At 44.9% G+C, this 26,722-nt stretch carries 18 protein-coding genes and 3 pseudogenes; 9 read left to right on the top strand and 12 right to left on the bottom strand.

Going from position 1 to position 26,722, the window contains the following annotated elements; all coding sequences use genetic code 11:
- Positions 1 to 483: 483 nt before the first annotated feature.
- Together JFN88_RS24460 and JFN88_RS07820 are read left to right on the top strand one after the other, a co-directional pair.
- Positions 484 to 792 (top strand): hypothetical protein, encoded by a 309-nt coding sequence (locus JFN88_RS24460; RefSeq protein WP_233167562.1) that lies wholly within the window; start codon positions 484 to 486, stop codon positions 790 to 792.
- A gap of 112 nt (positions 793 to 904) precedes the next feature.
- Positions 905 to 1,998, top strand: a pseudogene (locus JFN88_RS07820) (IS3 family transposase).
- A gap of 207 nt (positions 1,999 to 2,205) precedes the next feature.
- Here JFN88_RS07820 and JFN88_RS07815 read toward each other — a convergent pair.
- From JFN88_RS07815 to JFN88_RS07800, 4 genes are all read right to left on the bottom strand, one after another.
- A complete protein-coding gene (locus JFN88_RS07815; protein WP_199018768.1) occupies positions 2,206 to 2,844 on the bottom strand; it encodes an ABC transporter ATP-binding protein in 639 nt (212 codons plus the stop codon).
- Between the two features lie 17 nt (positions 2,845 to 2,861).
- The gene (locus JFN88_RS07810) at positions 2,862 to 4,253 is read right to left on the bottom strand and encodes a hypothetical protein (protein WP_199018767.1); all 1,392 of its coding nucleotides are present in this window, start codon (positions 4,251 to 4,253) and stop codon (positions 2,862 to 2,864) included.
- A gap of 107 nt (positions 4,254 to 4,360) precedes the next feature.
- Entirely contained in the window at positions 4,361 to 5,095 is a 735-nt protein-coding gene (locus JFN88_RS07805; protein ID WP_199018766.1) for an ABC transporter permease, read from the bottom strand.
- A 240-nt stretch (positions 5,096 to 5,335) separates the two neighbouring features.
- Positions 5,336 to 5,734 carry a hypothetical protein gene (locus JFN88_RS07800; RefSeq protein WP_199018765.1) on the bottom strand — a complete coding sequence of 133 codons (399 nt, stop codon included), beginning with the start codon at positions 5,732 to 5,734 and terminating at the stop codon, positions 5,336 to 5,338.
- A 490-nt stretch (positions 5,735 to 6,224) separates the two neighbouring features.
- Here JFN88_RS07800 and JFN88_RS07795 point away from each other — a divergent pair, with 490 nt between their 5' ends.
- Both JFN88_RS07795 and JFN88_RS07790 read left to right on the top strand, forming a co-directional pair.
- A complete protein-coding gene (locus tag JFN88_RS07795; RefSeq protein WP_199018764.1) occupies positions 6,225 to 6,488 on the top strand; it encodes a DUF6870 family protein in 264 nt (87 codons plus the stop codon).
- Between the two features lie 81 nt (positions 6,489 to 6,569).
- Positions 6,570 to 8,237, top strand: coding sequence for a recombinase family protein (locus JFN88_RS07790; protein ID WP_199018763.1), 1,668 nt, complete (start codon positions 6,570 to 6,572; stop codon positions 8,235 to 8,237).
- Here the strand turns inward: JFN88_RS07790 and JFN88_RS07785 are convergent.
- Positions 8,234 to 9,232 (bottom strand): NTTRR-F1 domain, encoded by a 999-nt coding sequence (locus JFN88_RS07785; protein ID WP_199018762.1) that lies wholly within the window; start codon positions 9,230 to 9,232, stop codon positions 8,234 to 8,236. The two genes, JFN88_RS07790 and JFN88_RS07785, sit on opposite strands and share 4 nt — an antisense overlap.
- A gap of 772 nt (positions 9,233 to 10,004) precedes the next feature.
- On the opposite strand from JFN88_RS07785, the gene rlmN reads away from it, so the two are divergent.
- The 3 genes from rlmN to JFN88_RS07770 all read left to right on the top strand — a co-directional run bounded on the left by rlmN (position 10,005) and on the right by JFN88_RS07770 (position 17,984).
- Positions 10,005 to 11,096, top strand: coding sequence for a dual-specificity RNA methyltransferase RlmN (gene rlmN, locus JFN88_RS07780; protein WP_199018761.1), 1,092 nt, complete (start codon positions 10,005 to 10,007; stop codon positions 11,094 to 11,096).
- Positions 11,097 to 11,416: 320 nt separating this feature from the next.
- Positions 11,417 to 12,391 (top strand): 2-hydroxyacid dehydrogenase, encoded by a 975-nt coding sequence (locus JFN88_RS07775; RefSeq protein WP_199018760.1) that lies wholly within the window; start codon positions 11,417 to 11,419, stop codon positions 12,389 to 12,391.
- Between the two features lie 481 nt (positions 12,392 to 12,872).
- Positions 12,873 to 17,984: an InlB B-repeat-containing protein gene (locus JFN88_RS07770; protein WP_199018759.1), complete on the top strand. Its 5,112-nt coding sequence runs from the start codon at positions 12,873 to 12,875 to the stop codon at positions 17,982 to 17,984.
- Between the two features lie 66 nt (positions 17,985 to 18,050).
- Here the strand turns inward: JFN88_RS07770 and JFN88_RS07765 are convergent, their stop codons facing one another.
- The 3 genes from JFN88_RS07765 to JFN88_RS07755 form a co-directional block, all read right to left on the bottom strand.
- Positions 18,051 to 18,980, bottom strand: coding sequence for a response regulator (locus JFN88_RS07765; protein ID WP_199018758.1), 930 nt, complete (start codon positions 18,978 to 18,980; stop codon positions 18,051 to 18,053).
- Positions 18,977 to 20,674, bottom strand: a complete 1,698-nt coding sequence (locus tag JFN88_RS07760) for a histidine kinase (RefSeq protein WP_199018757.1) — start codon at positions 20,672 to 20,674, stop codon at positions 18,977 to 18,979. Before JFN88_RS07760 ends, JFN88_RS07765 begins: the two co-directional genes overlap by 4 nt.
- 288 nt (positions 20,675 to 20,962) lie before the next feature.
- Positions 20,963 to 22,024 (bottom strand): endonuclease/exonuclease/phosphatase family protein, encoded by a 1,062-nt coding sequence (locus tag JFN88_RS07755; RefSeq protein ID WP_199018756.1) that lies wholly within the window; start codon positions 22,022 to 22,024, stop codon positions 20,963 to 20,965.
- A gap of 256 nt (positions 22,025 to 22,280) precedes the next feature.
- Between JFN88_RS07755 and greA (JFN88_RS07750) the strand changes: the two genes are divergently transcribed.
- Positions 22,281 to 22,760, top strand: a complete 480-nt coding sequence (gene greA, locus JFN88_RS07750) for a transcription elongation factor GreA (protein WP_199018755.1) — start codon at positions 22,281 to 22,283, stop codon at positions 22,758 to 22,760.
- A 127-nt stretch (positions 22,761 to 22,887) separates the two neighbouring features.
- On the opposite strand, the gene JFN88_RS24455 is transcribed toward greA (JFN88_RS07750), so the two are convergent.
- Positions 22,888 to 23,235, bottom strand: coding sequence for a hypothetical protein (locus JFN88_RS24455; RefSeq protein ID WP_233167560.1), 348 nt, complete (start codon positions 23,233 to 23,235; stop codon positions 22,888 to 22,890).
- Between the two features lie 260 nt (positions 23,236 to 23,495).
- Positions 23,496 to 23,873, bottom strand: a pseudogene (locus JFN88_RS25190) (transposase); the annotation flags it as partial.
- A 635-nt stretch (positions 23,874 to 24,508) separates the two neighbouring features.
- Between JFN88_RS25190 and greA (JFN88_RS07740) the strand changes: the two are divergent.
- Positions 24,509 to 24,988 carry a transcription elongation factor GreA gene (gene greA, locus JFN88_RS07740; RefSeq protein WP_199018753.1) on the top strand — a complete coding sequence of 160 codons (480 nt, stop codon included), beginning with the start codon at positions 24,509 to 24,511 and terminating at the stop codon, positions 24,986 to 24,988.
- A gap of 451 nt (positions 24,989 to 25,439) precedes the next feature.
- Here greA (JFN88_RS07740) and JFN88_RS07735 read toward each other — a convergent pair whose 3' ends face one another.
- Both JFN88_RS07735 and JFN88_RS07730 read right to left on the bottom strand, forming a co-directional pair.
- Positions 25,440 to 26,162, bottom strand: a complete 723-nt coding sequence (locus JFN88_RS07735) for a helix-turn-helix domain-containing protein (RefSeq protein ID WP_233167567.1) — start codon at positions 26,160 to 26,162, stop codon at positions 25,440 to 25,442.
- 106 nt (positions 26,163 to 26,268) lie between these two features.
- A pseudogene (locus tag JFN88_RS07730) lies at positions 26,269 to 26,640 on the bottom strand (ATP-binding protein); the annotation flags it as partial.
- Positions 26,641 to 26,722: the final 82 nt, after the last annotated feature.

The following is a 26,722-nucleotide window of genomic DNA, read 5'->3' as shown; positions in this document are numbered from 1 at the left end:
AGGTTTCGTTGCAGCTGCTGCAATTACGGTGTTAACTTAAAGATTTCAATCGAAGCATTTACAATGGTTTGACCATCAATGGTTGTAGCGAGGTTCTTGTCGGTGCCTACATTCCTTAATGTGACGGTGGCATTTTCCGGGATCGCAACAATTGCGTGACCTGCTGCTTGATAGAAACTGCCTGTCGCAGAGCTGACTCCGAAACCGTAGGTTGTCTGCGGAAGTACTGTACCGTCAACTGCAATTGCAAATGCAGTTCCGACTTCTTCACTAACCGTAACGCTCCATTGTACGTGATAATCTCCTGCCGCTCCGATGACAACCTCAGACGTATTCGGTTCAGCAGAGAGACCGCCAGCCGAAGGTCCGACCTCGCTGAGAATAATGTCCGCATTAGCAGCTACAGCCTGAGTACCTGTGGCATAGACATAAATATAGGCAGCAGCAAAGCTGCCGGTAGCCCCAGTAGGTCCGGTGGAGCCGGTGTCACCCGTAGGTCCAGTCGGTCCAGTAGAGCCGGTGTCGCCCGTAGTTCCGGTCGGTCCGGTGGAGCCGGTGTCACCCGTAGGTCCAGTAGGTCCGGTGGAGCCGGTGTCACCCGTAGGTCCAGTCGGTCCAGTAGAGCCGGTGTCGCCCGTAGTTCCGGTCGGTCCGGTGGAGCCGGTGTCACCCGTAGGTCCAGTCGGTCCAGTAGAGCCGGTGTCGCCCGTAGTTCCAGTCGGTCCAGTAGCGCCCGTGTCGCCATTTATAATAGGAAACTACAAAATAGCCGGGTGCAAGGGCAACAAATAAAATATGAGCTATCACATTACACAAGATACTGGATCGGCTACACTTAGTTGGACAATAAAAAAATAAGGGCTTGTAGAATAGATCTATTACTATGAAGGAGCGGATCTCTACGATGTCCAAACAACAACGACGAACGTTTACACCTGAGTTTAAACAGCAAATGGTGCAACTCTATAAAAACGGCAAGCCCAGATCTGCCATTGTGGAGGAATACGACCTCACGGCTTCGGCTCTAGACCGCTGGATCAAGCAATCGAAAACAACGGGTTCCTTCAAAGAGAAGGACAACCGTTCGCCTGAAGAAAATGAATGAATTGCTTTACGAAAAGAAAACCAGCGTCTTCTGATGGAGAATGACACTTTAAAGCAAGCCGCGCTGATCATGGGACGAAAGTAGCGATCATCCAGAATAACCGTGATACATACTCGGTATCCGCAATGTGTGACGTCCTCGGAATCGCCAAAAGTACATTCTACTATGAAGCGAAAGAAGAACCAAATGAAGATGAACTAACAGAAGCCATTGTGGACATCTTTCACAAAAATCGAAAAGCCTACGGCACACGAAAGATAAAGCCAAGCTTCAGGAACGAGGACTCATCGTCTCTAGACGCCGCATTTGTCGAACATGCAAGAGCAGGGCCTCGTCTCCACGTACACCATTGCCCAGTTTAAGCCTCACAAAACAGCCTGTCTTGATCGTGAGTTTGACCAGACGGAGGCGAAGCGCTTCGTGGTAAGCGATCTAACGTATGTGAAGGTCGGGCATCGGTGGCATGTTTGTATCCTCATTGACCTGTTCAATCGCGAGATCATTGGCCACCGTGCAGGTCCACATAAAGACGCTGCTCTGGTTTCGCGTGCCTTTGCAACGGTAGAAGGCGACTTGAGAGCCAAATCCAGTGGTTTCATACGGATCGTGGGAGTGAGTTTAAAAACCACACGATGGACCAATTTCTCAATACCTTTGGTATCGGCCGATCACTCAGCAAGAAAGGATGTCCCTACGATAACTCCGTGGCCGAAGCCACCTACAAGGTCATGAAAACGGAGCTTATCTACCAGATGGAATTTCGGAACCTCTGTCATTTGGAATTGGAATTATACGACTACGTCAACTGGTTTAACAGGCACCGAATTCATGGATCACTAAGGTACATGACGCCTGTTCAGTATCGCCAAGCATCCCTTAAAAAAGTTGTCTGATTTAATGTTGACAATCCAACTCACAGGTATAAGCAACCTTTGGAGAAATGGTTAAAAATTCTGCGCTCGTGAGTTGTGGGAGGAAAACTTTTGACGGGATCGAATTCCAAATTCATATTATTACTCCTGTGAATTACCTTCGAGCGGCTATGAAGAGTGGTTTACTATAATCGATGAAATGCAGCTTTCCGATTCTCGCCATATAAACTAAAGAATTTGCTTAAGTTGATATTTGTTTATTTGAAATACGTGATCACACAATAAATCAATATCCTCTTTATTGTGACTTGTTAGCACTATGGTTTTTCCTATTTTTTTAAAGCCCAGAAGCATTTCACGTATATTTTGGACACTATCTTGATCTAATCCATTGAACGGTTCATCGAGAAGCAATACCTCTTGGTTCTCCATGACAGCTTGTGCTAATGCAAGCTTTTGTTTCATTCCCAATGAATAGTGCTTGACTTTTTGTGTTGATTCAGGTTGTAGTCCTACTTGTTCCAATGTATTTTTGATGTCTTTGTCAGAAATTAAGTTTTGGATATCAGCGAGCTTTCTAAGGTTTTCAAAACCCGTCTTACCTGCAATATAACCAGGCCGATCAATGATGATACCAAATTTCTGTGGAAAATCTGTATGTTTATTCCTATAATCGGGATGAATTTTGACACTACCATGATCAGGTTTTATAAATCCGCAAATCATCTTAAATAAGACGGATTTCCCTGAACCATTGGGTCCAACAATACCGTAGGTTTTGCCTTTTTCTATTACGGCATAAGCCTCATGAAATAATATAGTTCCTTTATACGATTTAGTGACATTCTCAATTTGAATCACGGACATAATAAATCCCCCCCAGACTATCTTTTACGTTTGAAAATAAATAGAATAATCATTATTTGCATTAAGCTCCATGCTAGAAGATAAGTACTTATTTTATACATATCCGTTATATTATCAGTCAAGTAACCAAAGCTATTTAACCCTATTGGAAAAAATTGATTTATATTGATCATCGGCAAACAAATCACAAATAAAGCGCCAAAAATCAAAATATTTGCAGATGCATTATTCCATAGACAGAAAATAATAAAAATAATAAGATAATAATTTAACAATTGTAGCAAACCATTTACAAAGAAGTGATAACTCAGTTGACTAACTTGAATGGATGGTTTTGTTAGTGTGACAATAGATTCGATAGAGTTGCCTTTAAGTATACTAACTAGTAGAGTGACTATTCCAAATCCAACCAGCAACAGTCCCATTTTTGCCATGGCTTTTAAGATTAGCCTGGTAAACCACCGGGAATAAGAGCCATATCGAATCCACTCAAGGAAAAAAGCACCTTCCGAATTTTTTACTAGCATCGATTGAAATAAATAAGCTGCCCCAAAGAAAACTAAACAATAAAATAAATAAAATGGAAAATAAAATCCTTCAGTAGAGACACCATAAAATTGTGCATATAAGGTATCCCAAATAGTCACGGTTTCATTATTCTGTTGTAGTAATATACCGAGTAGACATAAAATTATATACGAGAGTAGCACATATCGATCTCTTAAAAAATGTTTAAGCAGGTGATAAAAGCTTTTAGCAAAAATAACTATAATATAAAAAATAGCTACTAATGCTACTGGTACAAGAAAAGCATATAACAATGTATCCCATGCAAGATGTGCTGAAGCTAATATTACGAAGTTTTCAATTTTAAACCAGATCATCCAATGAGGGATCATACGAAATGAAATGAGCCCACCAATGAAATAAAGCACTCCTAATACAACGATTGTTGGTAAGTTTAAAGTAATAACATACACTGTTGTTAGGCTTAAATGAAGCATAATAAGAAATAAACTAAGAAGTAACATGTGCAATAATAGTACGATAGTTGGATGTAACCCGATTGTCTGCAACGTATAGCTATAATTGCCTAAAGCTTGTTCGTTTAATGCATACGAACTCCAGCCAAACTCGAATGGGATTCCTCTAGATAAAACTAGCGTAGTTACTACCCAAAAAAATTGAAACAAAAATAATTTTCCGTACAATTCAATAGATGTATATGACATCCACTTACTAAAACTACGTGTTCTAATAAGTAAATTATAATTCCAATCTCTCAAAATCAAAACAATTGAAAAATACAACCACACAGGGATCACAAAGTAAATTATAATTATCGGATCACTTACTGAATAAAAGATAAGATCCCATTTGTTTATGGTTAAATTGTAATAATTATCCATTGACAGCAGTCTCCAACGAATGCTCGCAACATAAGGGAAAAGAAATAATATACATGCTAACCACTTCCATGAAAAGAAGTCCGCAGTTGTTAATTTTAAAAGTAGCTTCATTGTAAATGACTCATTCTTTCTATTTTTAAATGCAGATAAAAGGCTAAAACAACACATAACAAAACAAGGAAAGAAAAAGGTACAAATGCTGTCCAGATAGGCAACTGTGTGTAATTAAAAGGAATTAAAGATTGAGTTAACTGAAACTCCACTTTTCCGATTGTAACCATAAAGAAGCTTTGAACAAGGTACAAAATAAAAGGAATTGACAATCCCAGGAATGGGATCCCAATGACTAATACAAGATAAAAAGCTAGTGATGCATAGACAGCTGCATTTAATCCAACCCAAAGAGAGTAAAAAATTCCATAGGTAAAATTTCCGTAAGCTAAAAGTTGTGAAAAGGTATTTTGAGTATATGTATACTCTTCTTGAGTAGTATTGTTTAGTTGATAAAAATCATTGTTATAAGAAACAAAACCAATCCTTGGCTCGATGTAATAAGCAAATATAAAATAGCTGAACACAAATATGAAGAAAACAGCAAAAGTAATAACAAAATTAGAAAAAAACTTTATGCGAATCCATTTGTTTAAAGGTATGCGTAAACGAGTATATACAAGAAAGCGATGATGGATTTCTTGTGCAAACGTTGCCGTATATACGAGTACCGCAAATATGACGAAAATAATGGGAACAAAACTATCCAAAAAAAAAGTAAAAACATCATATTCATTTCTGAAACTATACTGAGGATGTCTTACTAAGAAGTAAATAAGAGGGAGAGACATCGCTACGACGCAACCTAAAAACCAACGAATGGATAATACGCTTCGAATTTCACTTATTATATTGTAATTATGTATAGCTAGTCACCCTTTCTAACTAAAAAACCCTAAGTGATAATAACTACCACGATGAATGCATAGAGTGGGCCCCTAGGCAACCTCAATCTTTCAGGTTTCCTGAAGGGGCACTAGTATTGAGATTAAAGGATACGTTATAACATCATAGCCTTTTATTCGTTATGTTTAGTTACTTCTCCATTGGTATACAATATTTGTTGATGTAAATGTAAGGAGATTCGAACTAAAGTGTAGCCGAAGCTGGTCACCAACTTGCTGTGGGGCACTTAGCGAATAAGTATTTCCTCCCTTTACATTTCTTGTCCAAGAACCATTTACACCATTTTGCCCTGTACCTTCGGTTCTAACATCAATTTCATAACCTTCTGTTGCATTCATTCTCAAACCAGCTTGTCCAATCTGTGCTTTAGTTTGAGTACTTGAATATGCACTCCCGTTGAAACCAGGTAGAAGTTTGGATTCCTCATTACTCCAAGTTGTTCCAGCAAATGCTCCACTTCCCACAATCATAACAGAACCCAGTACAGTAAGAAATAAGATCTTTTTCCCTTTTTTTAAATTCAAATCAAAAACCTCCCTAAAATAGTTTTTATTGCATAATAACAATATAATAATTTCCTTCATTTGTAAATGAAATTATAAAAATTAGTAGATATATATGACTGTATCCATCACGACGAATTGAAAGGAAACAGAGGCCTCTTCTTTCCTAATTATGTAGACTTTTTTTAGGTATTAAAATTTGGGCAGATCTAGCATGGTGGCGATTGTCCATTGACACAAATATACCTACAAACTTATTCATGTGACATGTTTAAGTCACAAAAAGGGTCTATATATTTGAGGAAAATTGCATAAATCCACATCTTAAAGCGCACTCAGCAATCAGTTGTTAGACAGACCGACGTACGGTTCTGTGAGAGCCTGAAGGTGAACCGCCTTCGGGCTACTAGACTGAGCGCTCGGGGGTTAGTCGCCCCCTGCTACTCGACTCCTCACAGGACAAACAGGGAAACGCATATATTGAGTCATGGAAATCAAGGGGGCATGATGAATGATTACTTCCGCATTGATTGATCGTTTTATGAGCGTAAATATGGAAACAGTGGATACGGCAAAGTTGGTTGATATAAGCACGCTTGAATTTGATCCTTCTCTCCCAAAAGAAAATCGTCCTGTCTATGTTTTGGAAAAATTGATAAATCCGTTATGCTTCCGTTGTGGTGAAGTAGGAGTAAAACTTGAATTTGACGATACGGCTCCACCCATTCAAGAAGTACTCACGAACTTCATGATACGCAAGAAAAGTGGCTTATAATGCGCTTTGTGTCTTCGACAACATGGTTCGCAATACGCCCGAATGTATAATATAGGTGTAATGTGATAGGAAGGAGGACGCATGGCCAGAACAGCCGACAGGCAGAACACTGCAAAAATAGCTTTAAGAAACAAGGTATGGTATGTAGCCTTTTATATCCGTCTCTCACGCGAAGACAAGCGCGGAAAAGATGAATCTGAGAGCATTATCAACCAAAGACTGATTTTGACAGACTTCCTTAAACAGCAAGATGATGATGACGAGTATGTTTTTGTTGACGAATATGTTGATGACGGCGTAAGCGGCACGACAGACGAGGAACGCGAAAGCTATCAAAGGCTGTTAACCGATATCCAAAAGGGAAAAATCAACTGCGTGATCGTGAAGAACCTTGCCCGGAGCTTCCGCAACAATGGCGATCAGAGCTACTATCTTGGCGATTGGTTTCCGCGAAACAATGTACGGTTTATCTCTCTTTACCAGCAGCCCGTTGACACGTACAAAGACCCGCAAAACGCGCAAAACATCTCGGTTCCGGTTCAGGGCGTTCTGAATGAGGAACATGCAAGAGGAACTTCGGAAAGCGTCAGGAGGACCTTTGACAAGAAGCGTGAAAAAGGTCTGCATATTGGCTCGTTTGCCGCCTATGGCTATCAGAAAGACCCGAAGGACAAAAACGCTCTTATTATCGATGAGGAAGCCGCAGAAAACGTTAAAAGCATTTACGCTTGGTTTTTAGAGGGCATGAGCAAAAATGCGATTGTTCGCATGTTGAACGAAAGCGGCATATTATGCCCATCAGCGTATAAGAAAAGCAAGGGGATGAAATACAAGAATCCCAATGGCAAGGGTGGCAATCCTCTATGGTGCGCCATGACGGTCACCAACATGCTGAAAAACCGTCTTTATGTTGGTGATATGGTGCAGGGGCGTTATCGCATCAAGAGTTATAAAATTCATGTGCAGGAAACAGTTCCCGAAGATGAATGGTTCATTGTCGAAAATACCCATGAGCCAATCATCAGCCGTGAAAATTTTACTAAGGTGCAGGAGCTTTTGAAAAAGGATACCCGTACCGCACCAAAGCAAAAAACGTTATATTTGTTTAGTGGGTTCCTACGCTGCGCAGATTGCGGCAAGGCCATGACACGAAGCGCAGTTAGGGGGAATGTGTATTACTACTGCCGCACTTACAAAGATCAATCCAAAGCTGCTTGTACGAAGCACACGATGAAGCACAATCATTTAGAACAAGCGGTTTTGTATGCCATCAAACAACAGGTTTACATTGCGGTATCTCTTTCAGAAATGGTTTCACGGATTAACAAAGCTCCGCTCCAGAAAAACCAGTCTATCCGTCTGAATGAACGAATAGCTTCCAAGGAAAAAGAACTGTCCAAGATTTCACGCTATAAGCAAAGCATTTATCAGGACTGGAAAGACGGCGAAATTTCTTATAAGGATTATCACCAAATGAAAGAGGACTATGAGCAGCAAATCGAAGCCATTAACGAAGTTATAAGGAACCTGGAAGAAGAAAAGGCAGTGTTTGAAAATGGGGTCGATGTAGAAAATCCATTTTTAGCAACTTTCCGAAAATACGAAAACATTAACAAACTGATAAGGGATATTTTAATTGAACTTGTTGACACCATTAAAGTATACGAAAATGGAAATATCAGTGTAAAACTGAAATTCGCCAACGAGTACCGAAGAGTTGCGGAATACATTAAGGTTCAATACCTCTAAGAACGCGGTTTGAGAACCGCATTTTTAACGGCAGTTTGTTTTCCTAATATAAATGTTCCGGTGTCGCCCGTAGCACCGGTCGGCCCAGCAGCGCCCGCAGCGCCCGTAGGTCCGGTTACGCCAGCGTCGCCCGTGGCACCCGTGGGTCCGGTCGGTCCGGCGTCGCCCGTGGCACCCGTGGTTCCAGTAGCGCCCGCGTCCCCCGTGGTTCCAGTCGGCCCGGCAGCACCGACGTCGCCCGTGGCACCCGTCGGTCCAGTAGCGCCTGCGTCACCCGCAGCGCCCGTCGGTCCGGTAGCACCAGCGTCGCCCGTGGCACCCGTCGCACCAGTAGCGCCCGCGTCTCCAGTTGGCCCGGTAGCGCCAGGGTCGCCCGTGGCCCCCGTCGGTCCGGTAGCACCGGCGTCGCCCGTGGCCCCCGTCGGTCCGGTAGCACCGGCGTCGCCCGTGGCACCCGTCGGGCCCGTCAGCCCTGTTGGTCCGGGTGGTCCGGTCGGTCCAGTCGGCCCTGTTACGCCGCCGCCCGTCTCCACTAGCAATCCGACATCATCTACCAAGACATCAGCCGAGCCTGCAGCGGGCAGTGTATTAATGAGAAGGAATGCTACCACAGCGCCTTCTGGAGCAGGGCTAACCGCTGAGGAAAGCACTGCCCAGGCTTCGCTTGCCACAGCAGGGATTTGATCCGGTGTGACGAGAAGCGTCAGACCCTGGGCAAGCTGGGTGAACGAACTGTCCCAATAGGATACTTGCACAAGCACAGATGGGGCCGGGGAAGCTCCAACCTTGGCGAGGGCAAACTGAAACTGGGGTGTGTCTCCTGCTGTAACAGGTACATATTGCGATATATACGAAGAGCTTGCCCCGTCATGCAATTGTGCCGAATAGGTTCCCGAATGCTTGTACACGTTCGTTATGCTTGCATTTGACGGAATCCACGGTGTGAATGCGCCGCTCTCAAATCCGCCGTTGGTGACCAAATTTTCAATTGCCATTTTCATACCTCCTATAATAAGCAGCAAAAAATCTCCCATACCCAGGCCACTTTCCGGATAAGCGACCCCAGTATTTCCAGCTGCATTTTGTACTTCTGGTGCCTGCCTCCTCTCTAAAAAACTAACCTCACGAAATATGAAGTCACTTTATTCTATGAAATTAATAGCCGACCCGTTCCGTGTTATTTTCATTATCATAGAGTTATAGATTGTAAAATCCGCGGTTGCGGTGGCCCAGCCCTCCCCATAATAAGTCGAACGGATAAAGTCCCAACATAGGCCTTTATCCGTTTCACGATTATTAATGGCTTCTATTGCTACGGGACACGACGCTATACCCGTTAAGACGGTACGGCTGTCCACACTTGCTCAGAATCTTTACTCACCCTGGTCAGCTTGTTTCTTCCGCTCAACTTGTATCGCGTGTATACACGAGCTTTAAGGAATGCTCAGGAATTTCCCTCTTGTTTTAATAAAAAAACTCTGGGACAATAATACTCATATATATCAGTTGAACTAAAGAAACGGAAGTGGATAGCCGGAGTGTGAAAGGATTCTGGACAAGCGAAGCGCTCGCCTATGTTCCCGGATTTCCCCTATTACGACCATTCATTCAAGAATCCGGGAACAACAACGATCGGAGAACCTTTCACACGCAGGCCTTGCCTGATTTTCTTTCGTTTAACTTATATAGACTGTGATTTCGATCCGGAGGAGCCTCCGGTGAACAATAGAGAACGTGCGAATTTACAGCATTGAAAAGAGGGTATACATGAATAAGCAATCCATCTATGGATTAACGAGAGAGCAGCTTGTGACGTGGCTGTCTGAGCGGGGGCACAAGAAATTCCGGGCCATGCAGGTGTGGGATTGGCTGTACAGGAAACGGATTACGGAATTTTCCGCGATGGAGGATGTTAACAAGGACTGCCTGAACCTGCTTGAAGAGCATTTTGCTATTGTCACCTTGACCGAGCATATGAGACAGGAGTCGGCGGACGGCACGATCAAGTTTCTGTTTCGGCTAGAGGACGGCAATCTGATTGAAACGGTGCTGATGAAACACAAATTCGGCTTGTCCGTATGCGTAACGACCCAGGTGGGCTGCAATATTGGCTGCAGCTTCTGCGCCAGCGGTCTGCTTGCCAAGAGCAGGGATTTGACCAGCGGCGAGATTGCCGGGCAAATCATGAAGGTTCAGCTTCATCTGGATCAACTGTTGAATGATGAGAAGGTAAGTCATGTTGTCGTCATGGGGATTGGCGAGCCGTTCGACAACTATGAGCATATGTCCAATTTCATTGAAGTCATTAAAGATCACAAAGGACTTGCGATTGGAGCGCGGCGCATTACCGTGTCTACAAGCGGTTTGGCTAAAAAGATTGAGGAGTTTGCCGATAGCAGTCTGGGTGTAAACCTGGCAGTATCCCTGCACGCGCCCAATAATGAACTTCGCACTCGGATTATGAAGATTAATCGGGCTATTCCAATTGAGAAGTTGATGGAATCCATCCGTTACTATTTGAACAAGACGAAGCGGCGGATTACGATTGAATACATTTTGCTCAAAGATGTCAATGATCAACAGGAACATGCTCTTGAACTGGCAGAGCTGATTCGGGATATTAGCCAACTGGCGAACGTCAATCTGATTCCCTACAATCCGGTGGATGAGCATAGCCAGTACCAGCGGAGTGAGCGGGAGTCCATCCGGGATTTTTATGACACGCTCAAAAAGCAGGGCATCAGTTGCAGCGTACGGCTTGAGCACGGGACAGATATTGATGCCGCCTGCGGACAGCTAAGAAGCAAGCAGATCAAGAAGCCTGGTCGTTCCGCCCTTGCTGAGACAGTGCAGAATTGAGTTTTTAAGGGGAAAGCTGCGGGATAGAGCACGGCAACGGCATTTGCGCCCGGAAGCCTACCCGTGGAGATACGTATGCAACAGCAACAAGCGCACCCGGTACCGGATGCGCTTGTTTGGCGCTTCAAATTGATTCTGCCGAAGGCCGACTAGAGGAGACTGCAATGATGTTTGCTCCCAACTCGTACGCTTCTTTTCCCGGAGGTATCCTCATGCGCGGGCTTTTTTTGTTATGATAGAAAGCAAGCAACATGTCTTCTGCATCATTTATAAAGGCGTAAAAGCTGAATCCATTAACAAGCTAAAGAGGAGAGAAACCGATGAAGCCGCGTGTTTATATTGCAAGAGCCTTGCCCGAGGAAGTGCTGCATTATGTGGAGGAACACTGCGAGGTTAGACAATGGCAAGGGACGCAAGCGATTACTCGTGAGCAATTGGCAGATGAAATTGATGATGCGGAGGGCTTGCTGGTAACGGGGACGCTTGTAGGAGATGATGTTCTGGAGGCAGGCAAGCAGCTTCGAGTCGTGAGCAACTTATCTGTCGGATATGACAACCTCGACGTAGATGCTTTGAAGCGATATGGAATCACAGCCGGGCATACGCCGTATGTATTGGACGATACAGTGGCTGATTTGGCCTTTGCTTTGATTTTGTCGACTGCCAGACGGGTAGCGGAGCTGGACAAGCTGGTGAAAGAGGGCCGCTGGCGCAAAGGGATGGACAGTGCATTGTTCGGTGCAGATGTTCATCATGCGAAGCTGGGCATTATCGGGATGGGCCGCATCGGAGAAGCGATTGCCAGAAGGGCAAAATTCGGTTTTGAAATGAATGTTGCCTACTATAATCGCAGCCGCAAGCCAGAGGTGGAGGAGCAGCTTGGGATTCAGTACAATTCTTTCGAGGAACTGCTTCAAACGTCCGATTTCATCGTACTTATGACACCACTCACAGCACAGACGCGAGGTCTGATTGGCGAGACCCAATTCGCCATGATGAAGCGCAGCGCCATTTTCATTAATGTATCCCGCGGCGGGACGGTAGATGAGCAGGCACTGGTGGGGGCGCTGGAGAGCGGGCAAATTTATGCGGCGGGACTGGATGTCTATGAGCAGGAGCCGGTCAACCCGGATCATCCACTGCTCAAGCTGGATAATGTCGTGACCTTGCCGCATCTGGGTTCCGCTACTGCAAATACAAGGCTGCAAATGGCTTACGTCGCAGCCCGGAATCTGGTACATGCATTAACCGGCGAGGGGAAAGTCTATATCCTTCCGGAACTCCAATCTAAATAGAGGGCTATTTTTGTTGGAGGCACTGTTGCGGGCTGATTTTCACGGCTATTATAATTAAGCAGGGAGAGCATGACCCGTGAGGGTAGCTCTCCCTGTTCTACTTTGTGGCCTGAATCTGATGTTATACGAGCCGCCAGGCGAAATTTTCCGACTTCCAAAATACCTGTAAGCCCATATGTATCTACGAATTTCTCTCTCCTTCTTCGCATTAACTGGTTCACATGCTTAACCGACTCCTCTTCCCAAATCTCCCACCTCGACTTCTCTGTTTCTCACTATTCCTCGTGATCGCAACGGTTTGGAAAAACTCAGACAGCATCTCGTCACATTGAAGCTGCAACTGCAGGATCTCCCGCCCGCCGTCTTCAAAAAACAGGCGGAATGCGCAATCGCCGGAACTGTGTTTAGATCCCATTTAGATCCGTCTGGTAAAATCGGTAATTGTCTGCAAGTTGAAAGATTATGAGGAGGGAAATTGAACTTGTATAAACGCCTATTAAGTCTGTTCCTATTGTCTTGTATACTCCTAACCTTAATGCCTCCTGGGATTTTTGCCGCTTCACCGACTTCTGTCAAATATGCGGCAGCAACCCAAACGGCTGCGCAGCCCGTGTCTCAAAGCTTGTTTGAAGACGTGGCACCCTCGTCCTGGTTCTATGGTGCTGGCATGTATGTCAAGCAGAATGGCTTATTCAGCGGCACAAGCAAGGATCGCTTTTCGCCTGACGCAACCATGAGTCGTGCCATGTTTGTTACTGTACTTGGGCGAATCGCCAAAGTGGATGCAAGTCAATACAAAACTTCCGCATTTACAGATGTGCAGCCGGGCGATTGGTATGCGCCTTATGTGCAATGGGCAATCGAACGCGGCATTACAAGCGGAACCGGCAGCAACAGATTTTCGCCGGACGCCGCTATTTCAAGAGAGCAGATGGCAACGCTGACATTGAAGTATTTTGAAGGCGATCGTATTCCTTATCAAACAAACGACATTACATCTACGCCTAACGACATCTCGGACATTTCGCCATGGGCGGTTGATGCGGCGTTAAAGCTTTGGCAGTCCGGCTTGTTTACCGGAGATACAAACGGCAATTTCCAACCGCGTTCAAAGGCGACTCGCGCTGAAGCGGCCGCGCTTATTATGCGTATGGACAAAGTCGCGAGGGCCAGCGACGGCATAACCTATACGGTTGCGTTTAACCCAAACGGCGGCTCGCCGATCGACAGCCTGAGTCTGAAGCGAGGCGAATCGCTGAATCAGCTTCCACTCGCCTTCAAGCAAGGCTACATTTTCAATGGGTGGTATAAGGATCGTGCTTTCACGCAACCGGTCATGAATGGTGATTCCGTCAAGAGCGACATGACCTTGTATGCCAATTATATTGCATCGTCCGATGATGCCGTGAAAATCATTCCGAATGCATACGCAATGGATCAGGCGCCAAACTTCAAGATCACCGTGACAGATTCTACAGGTAAAATGACGGCGGCGGCTGTTCAAGCCGGCATGAAATTCAAATCTCCGTCCAATCCTGATTTTGCAGGAATTACGGTAACCGGCTCGAAGGGCAACTTTACTGTAGCTGCAAAAAACAGTGCATTCGAAGCGGGCAACACCTATCAAATCAATTTGACGAACAAGAATCTTACTTTTACAGGCAAAGACGCAACGACCAGAAATTATATTTTTAGTATTGCCAAAAAAGAGGTCATGCGGCTGCCTCTAAATCCTTACATGATTTATTTGAAGTTTTCCGATATCTCTCAGATGAGCCTGAATGGAACACCCGTTGCTTCCCCTTCGATCGCTGTAATGAGCGCGAACGTTGGCGGCGGATCGGGTCCGAACCCGGCCCCTGCTGCGAGCGGCACCTTTCGCTATGACGGAAATACACGCTTGAAGGTGGGTGATACCGTCTCCGTTTACGAAGGGACTCGTCCCGATCTGCGCACTTTGGATACTTCTGATGATGGCGATATCGCTTATGTAGCGATCACTGCGATCAACGGAAATATCTATTCCTACACCAGCGCAGACCCGATGAACGTTCTGCTTAAACCGCACGTGCTGCCGGTCGACCCTGCGTCGGACACCGACGGGGACAGGTCGAATCGCTCCATCACGGTCGCTCCGGCCTCGATGGATTATTCCGACGCCAAATATGCGCCTATGGGTCTTAACGCCGCTACCGTTGCCAGAGTCGGGGACTTCCTCGCGCTCGTCAATATGCGTACGGGAGCCTCTTCAGGCTACGGGAAAGTGACGTCCGTCTCCAACGTGGGGAATAATTATGTAATTGCTTATACCGATGCCACACAAGATGACATTACTCACGCCCTGGATTTCTATAAGCGGGAAGCGATTAACGGAGCCGACCTGTTGTCGCAAGCCGATATCGCTGCTTTGGAGGATCAAATCAAGCAGCAAGCGCTGGCAAGCGGATTTGTCGATGAAGCTGCAAACTATTTGTCGACTGCCGCTTTGCAAACCGATAGCTTCAAAACGTTGATTGCAGCCAGCGCCTCAGCGGCCTCGCAGAAAGACAAAAAACCGGAAGTCCACATCCTCTCCGCGAAACCGGGAGAAGAGAATGCGGAAGTTACCCTGCACAACTTGCAAGTTTCAGCAGACATAGGCACGACGTTATCCCATTTTCAGAGAAAGTCCGGTTTGCGTCTGAATCTCGCAGTTTCAAGCGATATTCAAGTTTCGACAGGCGCGGACAATGATATCCTTATCCATATGAGCGCTGCATTTACTGAAGAAATCGCTTTGAGTGTGGGTGTAAACGGCAATACGGTTTGGGGATATATCGATTTGGGACTTTTCGATCTCCCGTATCCCAAGGACTATCAAGCCAGCGCCAACCTGGACGCCTTCACGTTTACGAGCATTGACGCGTCTGCGCAGATCGGAACCGTGGCAGCGGATACTCCACGTGATCGCTGGGCCAATATCTGGGATACTGCCAAAAACAAAGTAGACATCAAGGCGCAGCTGAAAGCGGTGCTGCAGCAGTCGCCTTCCGCTCCGGCCACGGTAAACGCCAATACGTTGGTGGAAAGCTATCAAGCCATGCTGAAGAACGAGACGGATTGGGTTGACCTGGTAGAAAAAGAAATCTTCGAATACGACCAACGCCTGTTATTGGGTCTTCTTCACATCAACTTTAAAGGGAATTTTGTCATCAGCATGAATCCAAATATTGCCTTGGGTATCGGCTTCAGCTATGAATCCGCGAAGAGATATACAGCGAGCTTTAAGCTCAGCGAAGGATCGCCTTCTTTCGGTACTGTTGATTTGCCGGGCGACGGCACCTATAATTTCTATTTCTATGTGATGGGAACTTTGGGGCTGAAGGCAGGAATTCGACTCGAACTGGCGGCAGGTTTGTTCCATATCGAATTGGACAGTGTCGGGATCACGGCAGAGGGTGGCGCTTACCTCCAACTCTACGGGTATTTCTATTACCAACTCTCATCATCGGAGCCTACAAAAACGTTAGGATCGCTGTTTCTGGAGATCGGCATGTATGTGGAGGCAGAGTGGGGGGCGCAGATCTTCGGCGGTTCAATCTCGTATTCCGACCTCTTTTATAGTGAGTACTGGCCGCTTTATAGGGCTGGCACACCGATTGGTCATTTCATCGGTTTCGCTTACAAAGAAGAAGAAGCGCCTTCCTTCGTCGCCTTTGAGCAAAAAAGTTTCCCATCGATCGATGACGCCTTGAAACTGAACGATTTGAATTTAATAACGGGCGATATCAGTATAGGTAAAGATCGTCCACAGAATTACACAATCACTTTTAATAACAATAAGTTTACTTACGATCCAAAGACATTCCGTGTAACCGTATCGCCGACAGCCACGGATGAAATTCTTACCAGCAGGATGACCGTAACGTGGAAGGGCTCAACGACGGGATTAAATTCCCTTCCCTTCTCGCGCAATATTGATTTGACCTGGTACAAGAGCGGATACCACTCTATAACCTTGAATCCTAATGTCCTATTAATAAACGGTCAAGATCCAACAGAAGAAGTTTGGGTGAACGAGTACGGGCGGGTCGTTCAGCCGGTTAACACGTCAATCAAAAATGTAAAAAAATTAACAAATGTGCCCAAAAGAACGGGCTATACATTCAAGGGATGGGCTTTGGATCCTGAAGGAAAGAAACCTTACATCATTCCTGGCACCATGCCAGCAGGAAATATAACGCTTTATGCGCAATGGACACCGCACACAAATATACCCTACCTGGTCGATTACATTACGGTAGATCCCGATACAGGGAACCGCACGACCAAGAAAAAAGATACTTTTTCCGGTACAGCAGGCGCTTCCGTTTCACCGGTACCGATCCCAATCCAAGGCTATGATACACCGCCAACACGAACCATGACAATATTTGGAACCGGTTTATCGAAACTGAGCTACGAATACCTGCCTGCTACGCGCAAAATGACTTTCTATGCCGATCCGGGCGGAACCTCGATCGTTTATTCGGCCAGAAGCTTATCGAAGGTACCCGACAGTGCAGTACCGAATTTTACAAAACCCGGCTATGCCTTTTCTGGCTGGTCACAGGCCATTCCAAGCACAATGCCGTCAAGCGACACCACTTACACAGCGACCTGGAAGGTACGTACCGATACGCCTTACCGTGTTTCAAACAGGCTGCAAGGTCTCGGAAGCACTTCGCTTTACGTTGAAGCCGACACGGGAAGTTATCAAGGGACAACTGGTGCGCTAGCGGCGCCAGCGATCCAGCCTTATCCCGGCTTTACCTATGACCATAGCACAGCCTATGACAGCAGCGGTAAAGCATTGGCATCGAGTACGGTTGCAGCCGATGGAAGCCTTACGATCGTGCGTTATTACACGCGCAACAGCTACAACTTGAAGTTTGATGCAAACGGAGGCACTGGCGGTTCCACAGCTCGAGTTCAGTATGGCACAGCTATACAGGCGCCAACCGTAACGAGGTCAGGCTGTACTTTTACAGGGTGGTCGCCCGAGTCGGCAAGCACAATGCCTGCCCAAGACGCATCCTATTCTGCACAATGGAATTGTCCGTCATCGCCATCGGTGCCGGTGCTTAGCGGGGCCAAATCGGTTCTGTCCAATGCGAACGGGAATGTGAGCGGGAACAGTATATCGGCTCCGAGCACCCTGACTGTAGGTCAGTTGTTGAGCGGGTTAACGGTATCCCCGCACGCTACCGCCAAAGTGTTGGATCAAGCCTTGACACCTGTAACCGATCAGACGGCCGATATCACTTCAAGTATGATCGTACGCGTAACCGCTCAAAATTCGACTACTGCGGATTATGTGATTCTGTACAACGACGTAACCTTGACCACGACATCGCCCAGCTATCAAATTGATCCGGTCGCAGGGACGATTACCGTTCCTCTGTATACTTATGGTATGACTCTGGCTATAACTGCACCGCCAAATGGAAGCTATAAGGTCTATGACCAGAACAACACAGAAATTTCACACGGATATTCTATGCAAAGCGGAGACACGTTAATCGTAACCGCGCAGGACGGTACTCAAAAGACGTATACCTTTATCGTACAGTAAGTTTATAATGAAATTGCCCGCAGCTGGTCACAGCAGGCGGGCGATTTATTTTCCGACGCTATTTGTTCAGAGCGTTTTTTTCATTTCATAGTACCTGGCTTTTTTCTCATCGCCGCATTCCCTATGAAATTGGATCAGAATATTCAATGCATTGTCGAACCTTACCTCGTAAAGTTGCTGTATACTTAACGTCCATGAGTAAAATTTATTTTCAAATAACATGCCTTTGTACAACTCCACCATTTGCTCGAGGATTTCCATTTTACTCTTGTCTGCATTATAATTTTCACTGAAGCGATCGAACTCCAGCAAATCCACTTTAATGTCTTCGATGTTGAGCCAAATGTTCCCGAGTCTGCTTTTGATCAAATGATGGATTCCAAAAGCGTCGAATCGCTTCTTTAAGTTATATTGCGTCGTATATAAGTTTGCATAACCTTTATCCAGCCCCAAATTGGGCCACAAGTCATGAATGATTCGTTCTCTGGGCACGTACTTGCCGTTCATGCATAGCAAATAGGCGAGAAGCTCTTCCGTTTTTTTGGTTCGCCAATTGTCGTCGATCAATTTCCCGTCTATAAATACGGAAAAATCGCCAAAGCACTTCATCTCAATTTTGTGTCCCATGCCGCTTTTGCTTCTAATCTTCTTTATTTTTTCCAACGTGACATAGAGCTGTTCGTACTTCACCGGCTTAACGAGAAAATCCAATGCTTTTGTTTCAAGCGTGTCCGACACATAGGCATGGTAAGCGGATGTAAAAACAAAATCCATATCCGGTCTTTTTTTGAACATCATCCCCAACAAGGTTATGCCATCAATCTCCGGCATTTCGATATCCAGAAAAGCAAGGTCGGGCTGTATGCTGCTCATTTCTTCCAAGGCTGTTGCAGGATCTTCATACATCGCAACGACTTCGACATCCGCAATGTTCTCCAACTTGCTCTTCAAGTTCCGCAGCGCATAATATTCGTCGTCTACAATAATAACTTTCATGGCTGCTCCTTAATGGGTACATCAAAACGAACCGCAGTTCCTTTACCCTTCTCGCTGACGATTTGAAGCTGCGTTCCATACTCGGCCTGAAGCCGCGCGTTTATATTGGCAAGCCCAATGCCCTTGTTGGGCGAGTATTCAAGCAGTTTATATTTGTCCGCGTCTTCAATGCCGACGCCGTCGTCTTCTACCGTGATCAAGTAGCCGTGTTCGAGTTCTTTAGCCCTGATCGTGACAGTTCCTGCAATTTTCCTTTTGCGTATACCGTGTTTAATCGCATTTTCTACCAAGGGTTGAATAACCAAGCGCGGCACCTTCAACTGAATGCCTGGATCAATATCATAGTTGACAAATATTTTGTCCGGGAATCGGGCTTGCTCAATGCGAACATAAAACTTGACTGCATCCAACTCCTCATGAATAGAAATATATCTTTCCGAATTGCTGTAATCGAATATATTTCTGAGATAATGGGATAAATCGTTGACCAAGCTTCCTGCTTTTTCTTTGTTTTCAGCAATAACCCCTTCTATCACATTCAAGGTGTTGTGAATAAAATGCGGATCCATTTGTGCCCGTATGAAAGCAAGCTCAAACTGCCTGGATTGAATTTCAGAATTTTCAAATCGAATTTGATTGCGTTGCTTCTCTTCATTTAAATCATTAATGATTTCTGCGAGAGACAGGGCAAAAGCGGTAGCGGACACACAAGAAAGAAAAAATAAGTAATAAATCATAATGTAACTTTGAGGCAGCACTCCGAAAACCATCAAATTGAACAGGATTACCGATACAATACACAAGAGCCATGCCGTTATGAGTTGCGGTGAACGAATAATTTTGTTCCTTATTCCTTTAAACATAATTATAAAATACAATACATACACCACAGAAGATACGCCCGCGCCAAATGCCCCCAGATTTTTACTGATGAAAAGAAACAGCAATAAAGTGATGGGGAAGTAAACGATGAGCAGTTTTAAACAAAAATCGATCTTGGGAAACCTGGTTTGGGTCTGAAAAATCGCTCTCATAAAAATGACGATGGCAAGCGACATGAGAATGCCAGTGCCCGCGGAATATTCCGCAATCCAATGGGTGTACTTGAAGCCCGTGATGTTTAAAAGGCCCGTCGTTGCTGCATTCCATAACAAGGTGGTAAAAACAAAAAAGCAGTATTTTATAAAAGTTTTGTTTTTTATGGCTAAGCCCGTGACCAAATTATAAAAAAACAATGCCGCCAAAACACCGAATAAGATGCCCCCTGCCCAGACATTTATCATGCTTGTCTTCCTGAAGAGATCGTCATTTACGAGTTGGACAATAAAGTTCTGCCCGTATAACGATTTGCTTGTCATGTATATGTACTGATTATGATCAAAATGAGACGGGATTTTGAATGCGGGGTATACATAACCAATCTCATCGGAATTGCTCTTATACGCGAATCCGAAATGCTTTGTTACGTAATCGTTATTTGTAGGGAGATAAATCGTTACATCCTCAAAAAGAGTGTTGTTAATTGTAAGGTAATGGATTTCATCCGCGTTATACCGATTTAATTTTATTTTGAACCATAACCGAACTGAAGAATAGCCAGCCTTGGAATAGTTGCCAGGCAAAGCTACGAATTGATCGCTCACTTTAACATCGGACAAGGTCATTTTTCCTGAATTGTCCTTTAAAATTTCCATACTGATATCTTCTCTGGATTTGTTCGCATCCTGAAAGTAAATGAAGAAAACGAATGCGGTACAAAGCGATATGGCTAAAAGAATGGTCATTATTTTCATTGAAAATTTAGTAGATTCCGATCTCATAAACAGACTCCCTAGTAAACTCGGACGGTGTCGACTCTTGGAGCAATTCTACCATGGTTCCATTCATCCATCAATCTGTCAATCTGTCCTTGCAGACACGACGGCCCCACGCTTACGATTCGGATGAGGCGCTTTCGGAATTGGATTCATTCAGCATAATGCTTATTTCAAATAAAACCGGGCCTCAACGGGATTATGATCACTGTTCTCGTAGTGAAAATCGGCTGTATGAACGGACATGACCCCGACATTGGATGAGACAAGAAAGCCATCAATTACGGCCCTGAAATTGACTCCTTCTGCATAGGGAATATCTGCTGTTCGCACTGTCGGCACGTTCTTGTCGACTCCCCATTGGAATCCTTCAGGCTGAAAAGACTCCGGCATGTCTGCAAGCCACTCGGGCCATTCCTGTATAGCAGGAAAATCATCCGTGTTCGTCCCAGGCAGAGAGTGGTTCCAGTCACCTCCCACAATAATATAACTGCCCTTGGCCTGTTCTTGTACCAGATAGTTGGAAAGGTAATCAAGCTGCTGCTTGCGAATGTATCCTCCCTTGTCAAAGGCAGAGAGATGAAGGTTAATGAGCACAAGCTCTTTACCGTTATCTACAGGATATCGGCTTTCTATGAAAGCCCGGTCCAGGTCAAGCTGCTGAATTGGCCAGCTTTCCTTGCCAGGCAGGTCAAATCTGCGATTGCTGGTACTGTTGTACGTGGATAATGTCAGCAGTCCGCTGTTTACGACGCCCATTGGATTCAATACCGGGACTGGGACCCACAATACCTTGTAATTATACGCAAATACGGTGCTGTAATCGGGGAGAGCCTGAGAGATAACAGCTGCCTGATTCATATAATGACTGCGAGATGAATTCGTATCGATTTCTTGCAGCAAATAAAAATCGGATTTCGCTTCAATCAGTAGAGAAGTAACCGCTGTCAAATTGGCTCGAGTCTGAGCTTCGCTGCGCGAACGCGACATTTTACCCCCGTCCATGAAGAAATCCTGGCCCCGATCCATGCCCCCATAGCCAATATTAAAGGTTATTACATTAAAAGGTTGTTGGTGATCCACTATACGCTGCGGATTGTTCGCGACTCCAATGTCTTCGATCTCGTTCGGTATATAATCGGTCACTGTAATTGCAGCCAGAAATCCAATCGCCAGCAGGAGAATGGACAATAGCGCAATTGCGCTAGTCAGGAATAATTTTCTTTTCATTAAGGTCTCCACTATGCAAGTTTAGAAAAATTAAGTATCAGGAAATGTCCGCTTCCAGGCGGGTCAATAAATAATCCCAGCCATAACATTCGACATCGATCATATTAGTTCCTTGTTTTGGCGGCCGAGATTTCGCTGCGGCCGCACAGAACAAGAAGCAGGCGACGGATTGTGTTAGCCGCTGTACTTCCGAAGAAGATAACCGTACAATATAAGGTAAGCCTATATAAATGATATGAAAGAACGGAGCATACCTATGTCAAAGGAAGAAATTATTCTGACTAAAGAAGGATTAGATAAGCTGCAGGCAGAGCTGGATGATCTGAAATATGTCAAACGCAAAGAGCTGGCGGCTCGTATCAAGCTGGCGATCAGCTACGGCGACTTGAAGGAAAACAGCGAGTATCATTCGGCCAAGGACGATCAGGCGTTCATGGAGACACGAATCATGCAGCTTGAGAAAATGCTGAATAAAGCCAAGGTTGTAGAAGCGACCAGAATAGATCTGAGCACGGTTCAGATCGGTACTACAGTCATTCTGAATGACATTGAGTTCTCCGAGAATGTGGAGTACAAGATCGTTGGCCCGGCAGAGGCGGATGTAGCAGATAACAAGATTTCATATGAAAGCCCGCTTGGCAAGGAACTGCTGGGAAAAAAGGTTGGAGACACAATCCGCGTAGCTGCGCCAGTGGGCGAGATTCAATATGAACTGCTGGAAATCAGGGCGGTATAGGGAGGATTAAACAAACATATTGCCTTGCCTGACCCTCACTCGTTCAACTAAGATACTTGAGTGTTGCGAATTCCTTTGTGAAAACAGAAAAAAGGCACACCTGTGGTAGGCACGGAAATTCAGCGGATCAGGCAGAGATTTTAAGATGCTTAAGAATGTCGAATAACGGTTTCTTCTCCAAGGCTTGCTGATACACATAAAGGATGATTTGCCCGAAGAACTTTTCACGGATGCGGCGTACGACATCGCCAAGCGTCAATTCTACCGAGTGGGTCATCCATTCTTGTCGCTGAAACTCCAGGAAATTCTGTGTCAGGAATTGTATGGCCCAAAAGCGCTGAATGCTGTGAAAGGAAAGCAACTGGTATTGGTCGAAGCCCAACAGCTCCTTGAAATAACGATACCCCGTCTCAATATTCCAGCGAACGTGATAATATTGCTGATGGTAACAAGATCCAGCGATAGATCCGTACACAGGAGACAAACCTGCGGTTTGCTTGATGTGGCGTAAACGTCTTTCCAGGATAGCAGTAGCTTGACGTTTTCGATTTCGCTGACGGGCCCCTCATAAGGATACACCCAGTACGTCCCCTGACCGTCCACCGTAACGGAGCGGAGATCAGATTTACGGATGTGCTGCTCGGCGAAATCGCTGATCTTAATCGTCATGCCCGATGGACAAATGAGCCGATTGGTTCTCAATGCGGCAATGACATGAAATCCTTTGCGATTGCAGGCATTAATGACTTTTTCGCTGGTGTACCAGCTATTCATCAAGACGTAGACGTGCTCATCATCGTTTGCGGGAAATGCTTCAATCATTTCCACAGCCAGATCATTTTTGCTCTTGAAATCGATTCGCTGTGCCTCACCATATTCGCTCTGATAGTAAGGACGAAAATCGAAGGCGTACGACTGGCCCGCACTGACGATATGCGTCGTAACGAGATTATGACACCATATAGAGCGGCCTTCTTCGTGCGAATACTGAAAGCTGAGTGCTTCCATCTTTTTGGTCGACTTGTCTTTCTTACAACAAGTGTCGTCCACGATCAGGAATATGAGTCTTCTGGCATCGCCACTTTTCAATTGCTTAGTGCGAATTCTCGTCATGATTGCCGCCATACGCCGCCGCTACATACGACTCACGCACCAGGGAGAGTGATTCAGAAAGTTCGTTACGTTACTCAGATGACGATCCCCACGGGCTGCATTTCGAATTTGCGTCATATTCTTACGTCCAGCACACAGAATGATGCCATGGACGAGGGTAAACAAATGACCGAGTTGTGGCTTAGAAAATTCCAACTTCAGCGCCAAAATAAACTTGACGATAGGCAAGTAGAGGGATACCATGAGATTGGGACATCTCCTTTTCTTGGAAATTGTGGTCTGGTAAACGACAATTTCTCTATCCAAGGGCGATGTCCTTCTTCTGTTTATTCGTTCGACGAAGCTTCTCAATTACTGGTTTTTAGTGACTTAACTCGACGGCGATATTTTCGCAACACTCAAGCTAACGACATTGAGCACAAGGGGAGTTCCATCCTGGTCCCGTCACTTCGGGAAAACATTTCATCCATAAATATTCGACAGTGATTGTGCCAGTTCCTTGTTTGGGGAGGACAAGATACCGTTGTGGCCGCACAGAACAAGAAGCAGGCGACAGATTGAGTTAGCCGCTGTACTTCCGGGAGATAACCGTACAATATAAGGTAACCCTATAAATGAAAGAACGGAGTATACCTATGTCGAACGAAGAAATTATCTTAACCAAAGAAGGACTGGAAAAGCTGCAGGCTGAGCTGAATGATCTGAAATATGTCAAGCGCAAAGAACTGGCGGCGCGTATTAAGCTGGCGATCAGCTACGGTGACTTGAAGGAGAACAGCGAGTATCACTCCGCCAAGGAGGATCAGGCGTTCATGGAGACGCGGATCATGCAGCTCGAGAAAATGCTGAATAAAGCCAAGGTTGTAGAGGAAGGAAAGATAGACCTTAGCACAATCCAGATCCGTACTACAGTCATTCTGAATGACATTGAGTTCTCCGAGAAGGTGGAGTACAAGATCGTTGGCCCGGCAGAGGCGGATGTAGCCGATAACAAGATTTCATACGAAAGCCCGCTTGGTAAGGAACTATTGGGTAAAAAGATCGGCGACACGATCCGAGTAGCTGCACCTATGGGCGAAATTCAGTATGAGTTGCTGGAGATTAGGGCGGTATAGAGCAACAGAGATGGACAATGCAAAAAGGCAGGGACAGCCCAGAAAGTCAGTTTAACTGACTTTTTGGGCTGTCCCTGTGGAATCTTACTCATAATAAGCGACTTTCAAAGGAAGTCAATCAAATTCCCTTTGTGGTTTGGATCAGTTGTATGATTTTTGAAATTTGTCTGCTTTTTATTATGGATAGCGTCTTATGAAGAACTAGGCGTAGATTAGTGGGTGCGGAAGATTTAATAAATGGGCTATAATATTGATATTCAAGAATGGAACGAAACTATGAGATTCCACAAATATCTAAAATAGTTTTTTGTTAATCATATGTCATTTTTTAATTATTTTACTGAAATATACAGCTCATTTCAAGGCAACATCGTTCTCTACTGCATACGGGGAGTCATTTTCGTATAAAAAGAATCGTAACCACATAAAGCCAAACAAATGAGAGTACTGACTAATAGATCGACTTCAACGTATCCTTCCTAAACTGACTAGGCGTCTTAGAATGAAATCTTTTAAAAATCAAACTGAATTGTGAAGCACTGTTATATCCGACTAACTCGGCAATTTCTTTAATGGCTAATTTAGGATCTATCAGTAATTCTTTAGCAGCTTTCATTCTTAATTGATTAAGAAACAATATAGGGGATATCTTGAATACTTTTGAATAAGTATTGCTTAAATAAGTTGGATGCACGCCGACATAATCAGCCAGATCTTGGAGAGATATTGGAGTGTTGTAGTTTTTCCTGATATATCGATTTAATTGAATTAATCTAGAATCAATACGGTCCCGGCTATTTTGCAGCTGCTGGGGCTTTTTAAGATGTTCAAGAACCTTTATGATGTGCGAGCAGTATACTTCATCGAAGGCTTCCCCTGTTAATAGGGATACGAATGGGGCTTGCTCAAAGTCAGTTGAAAAAAAATCCTTTTGCATTTTAATCCCACACGTAAATTTAATTGCTCGTAATGTGACAGGATGAGTACTAATGTTTTGAATGGAAAACGAACCTTGACTGCATTGAAATAGACCCGGCGTCTCTTTGTTCAATTCAATCTTAATTCTGTTAAAGCGTACTTCTACAGCTCCATCTGATTTAATATAGATGAAGTCATGTTTGTTGGTATACCACTTTTCTAACTCTCCAGGGAATAAGACAACTTCACCAATCATTGTTTTCACTCTCATGATATCCCCCATCTCAAGAAATAATAACAACTGTACTTGCCCAAAATAAAATTGCTGCGAAAAATGCCGAGGCCACTTGCCAGTGTTCATTTCACTGCGGGATACGCTCCATCGCTTGCTTCAGTCGGAAAATTTCCCCAGTGAAGGAAAGAATATGCGCATGATGTACAAGGCGATCCACCAAAGCAGACGTCAGTTTCGTATCTCCAAAAATGGAAGTCCACTGGCCGAATTCCAGATTCGAGGTCACGATCACGCTTTGCTGTTCGTAGCAATCCGCGATCACATTAAACAGCAACTCGGAACCCGTCTGGTTAAACGGGACATACCCCACCTCATCTAAAATCAGGAGATCCATCTTTTTTATCTTCTCGCGAAATCGGCTGAGCGAGCCTGCCGCAAACTTTTCCTGCCGCAAGGAAACCAAATCGGAAGCCCGAAAGAACTGGACTGCGTGCCCTCGCCAGGGCAATCGCTTACGGAATCAGTCTGAAACGGGAATTTGAAGCACTCTGAGCAGGTAGTTATGATCCCAACTGCAAATT

Source organism: Paenibacillus roseus (genome assembly GCF_016424485.1).
Lineage (GTDB): Bacteria > Bacillota > Bacilli > Paenibacillales > Paenibacillaceae > Paenibacillus_D > Paenibacillus_D roseus.
The sequence above is the reverse complement of the archived record's forward strand: the minus strand, read 5'-3'. Positions and strand labels throughout refer to the sequence as shown.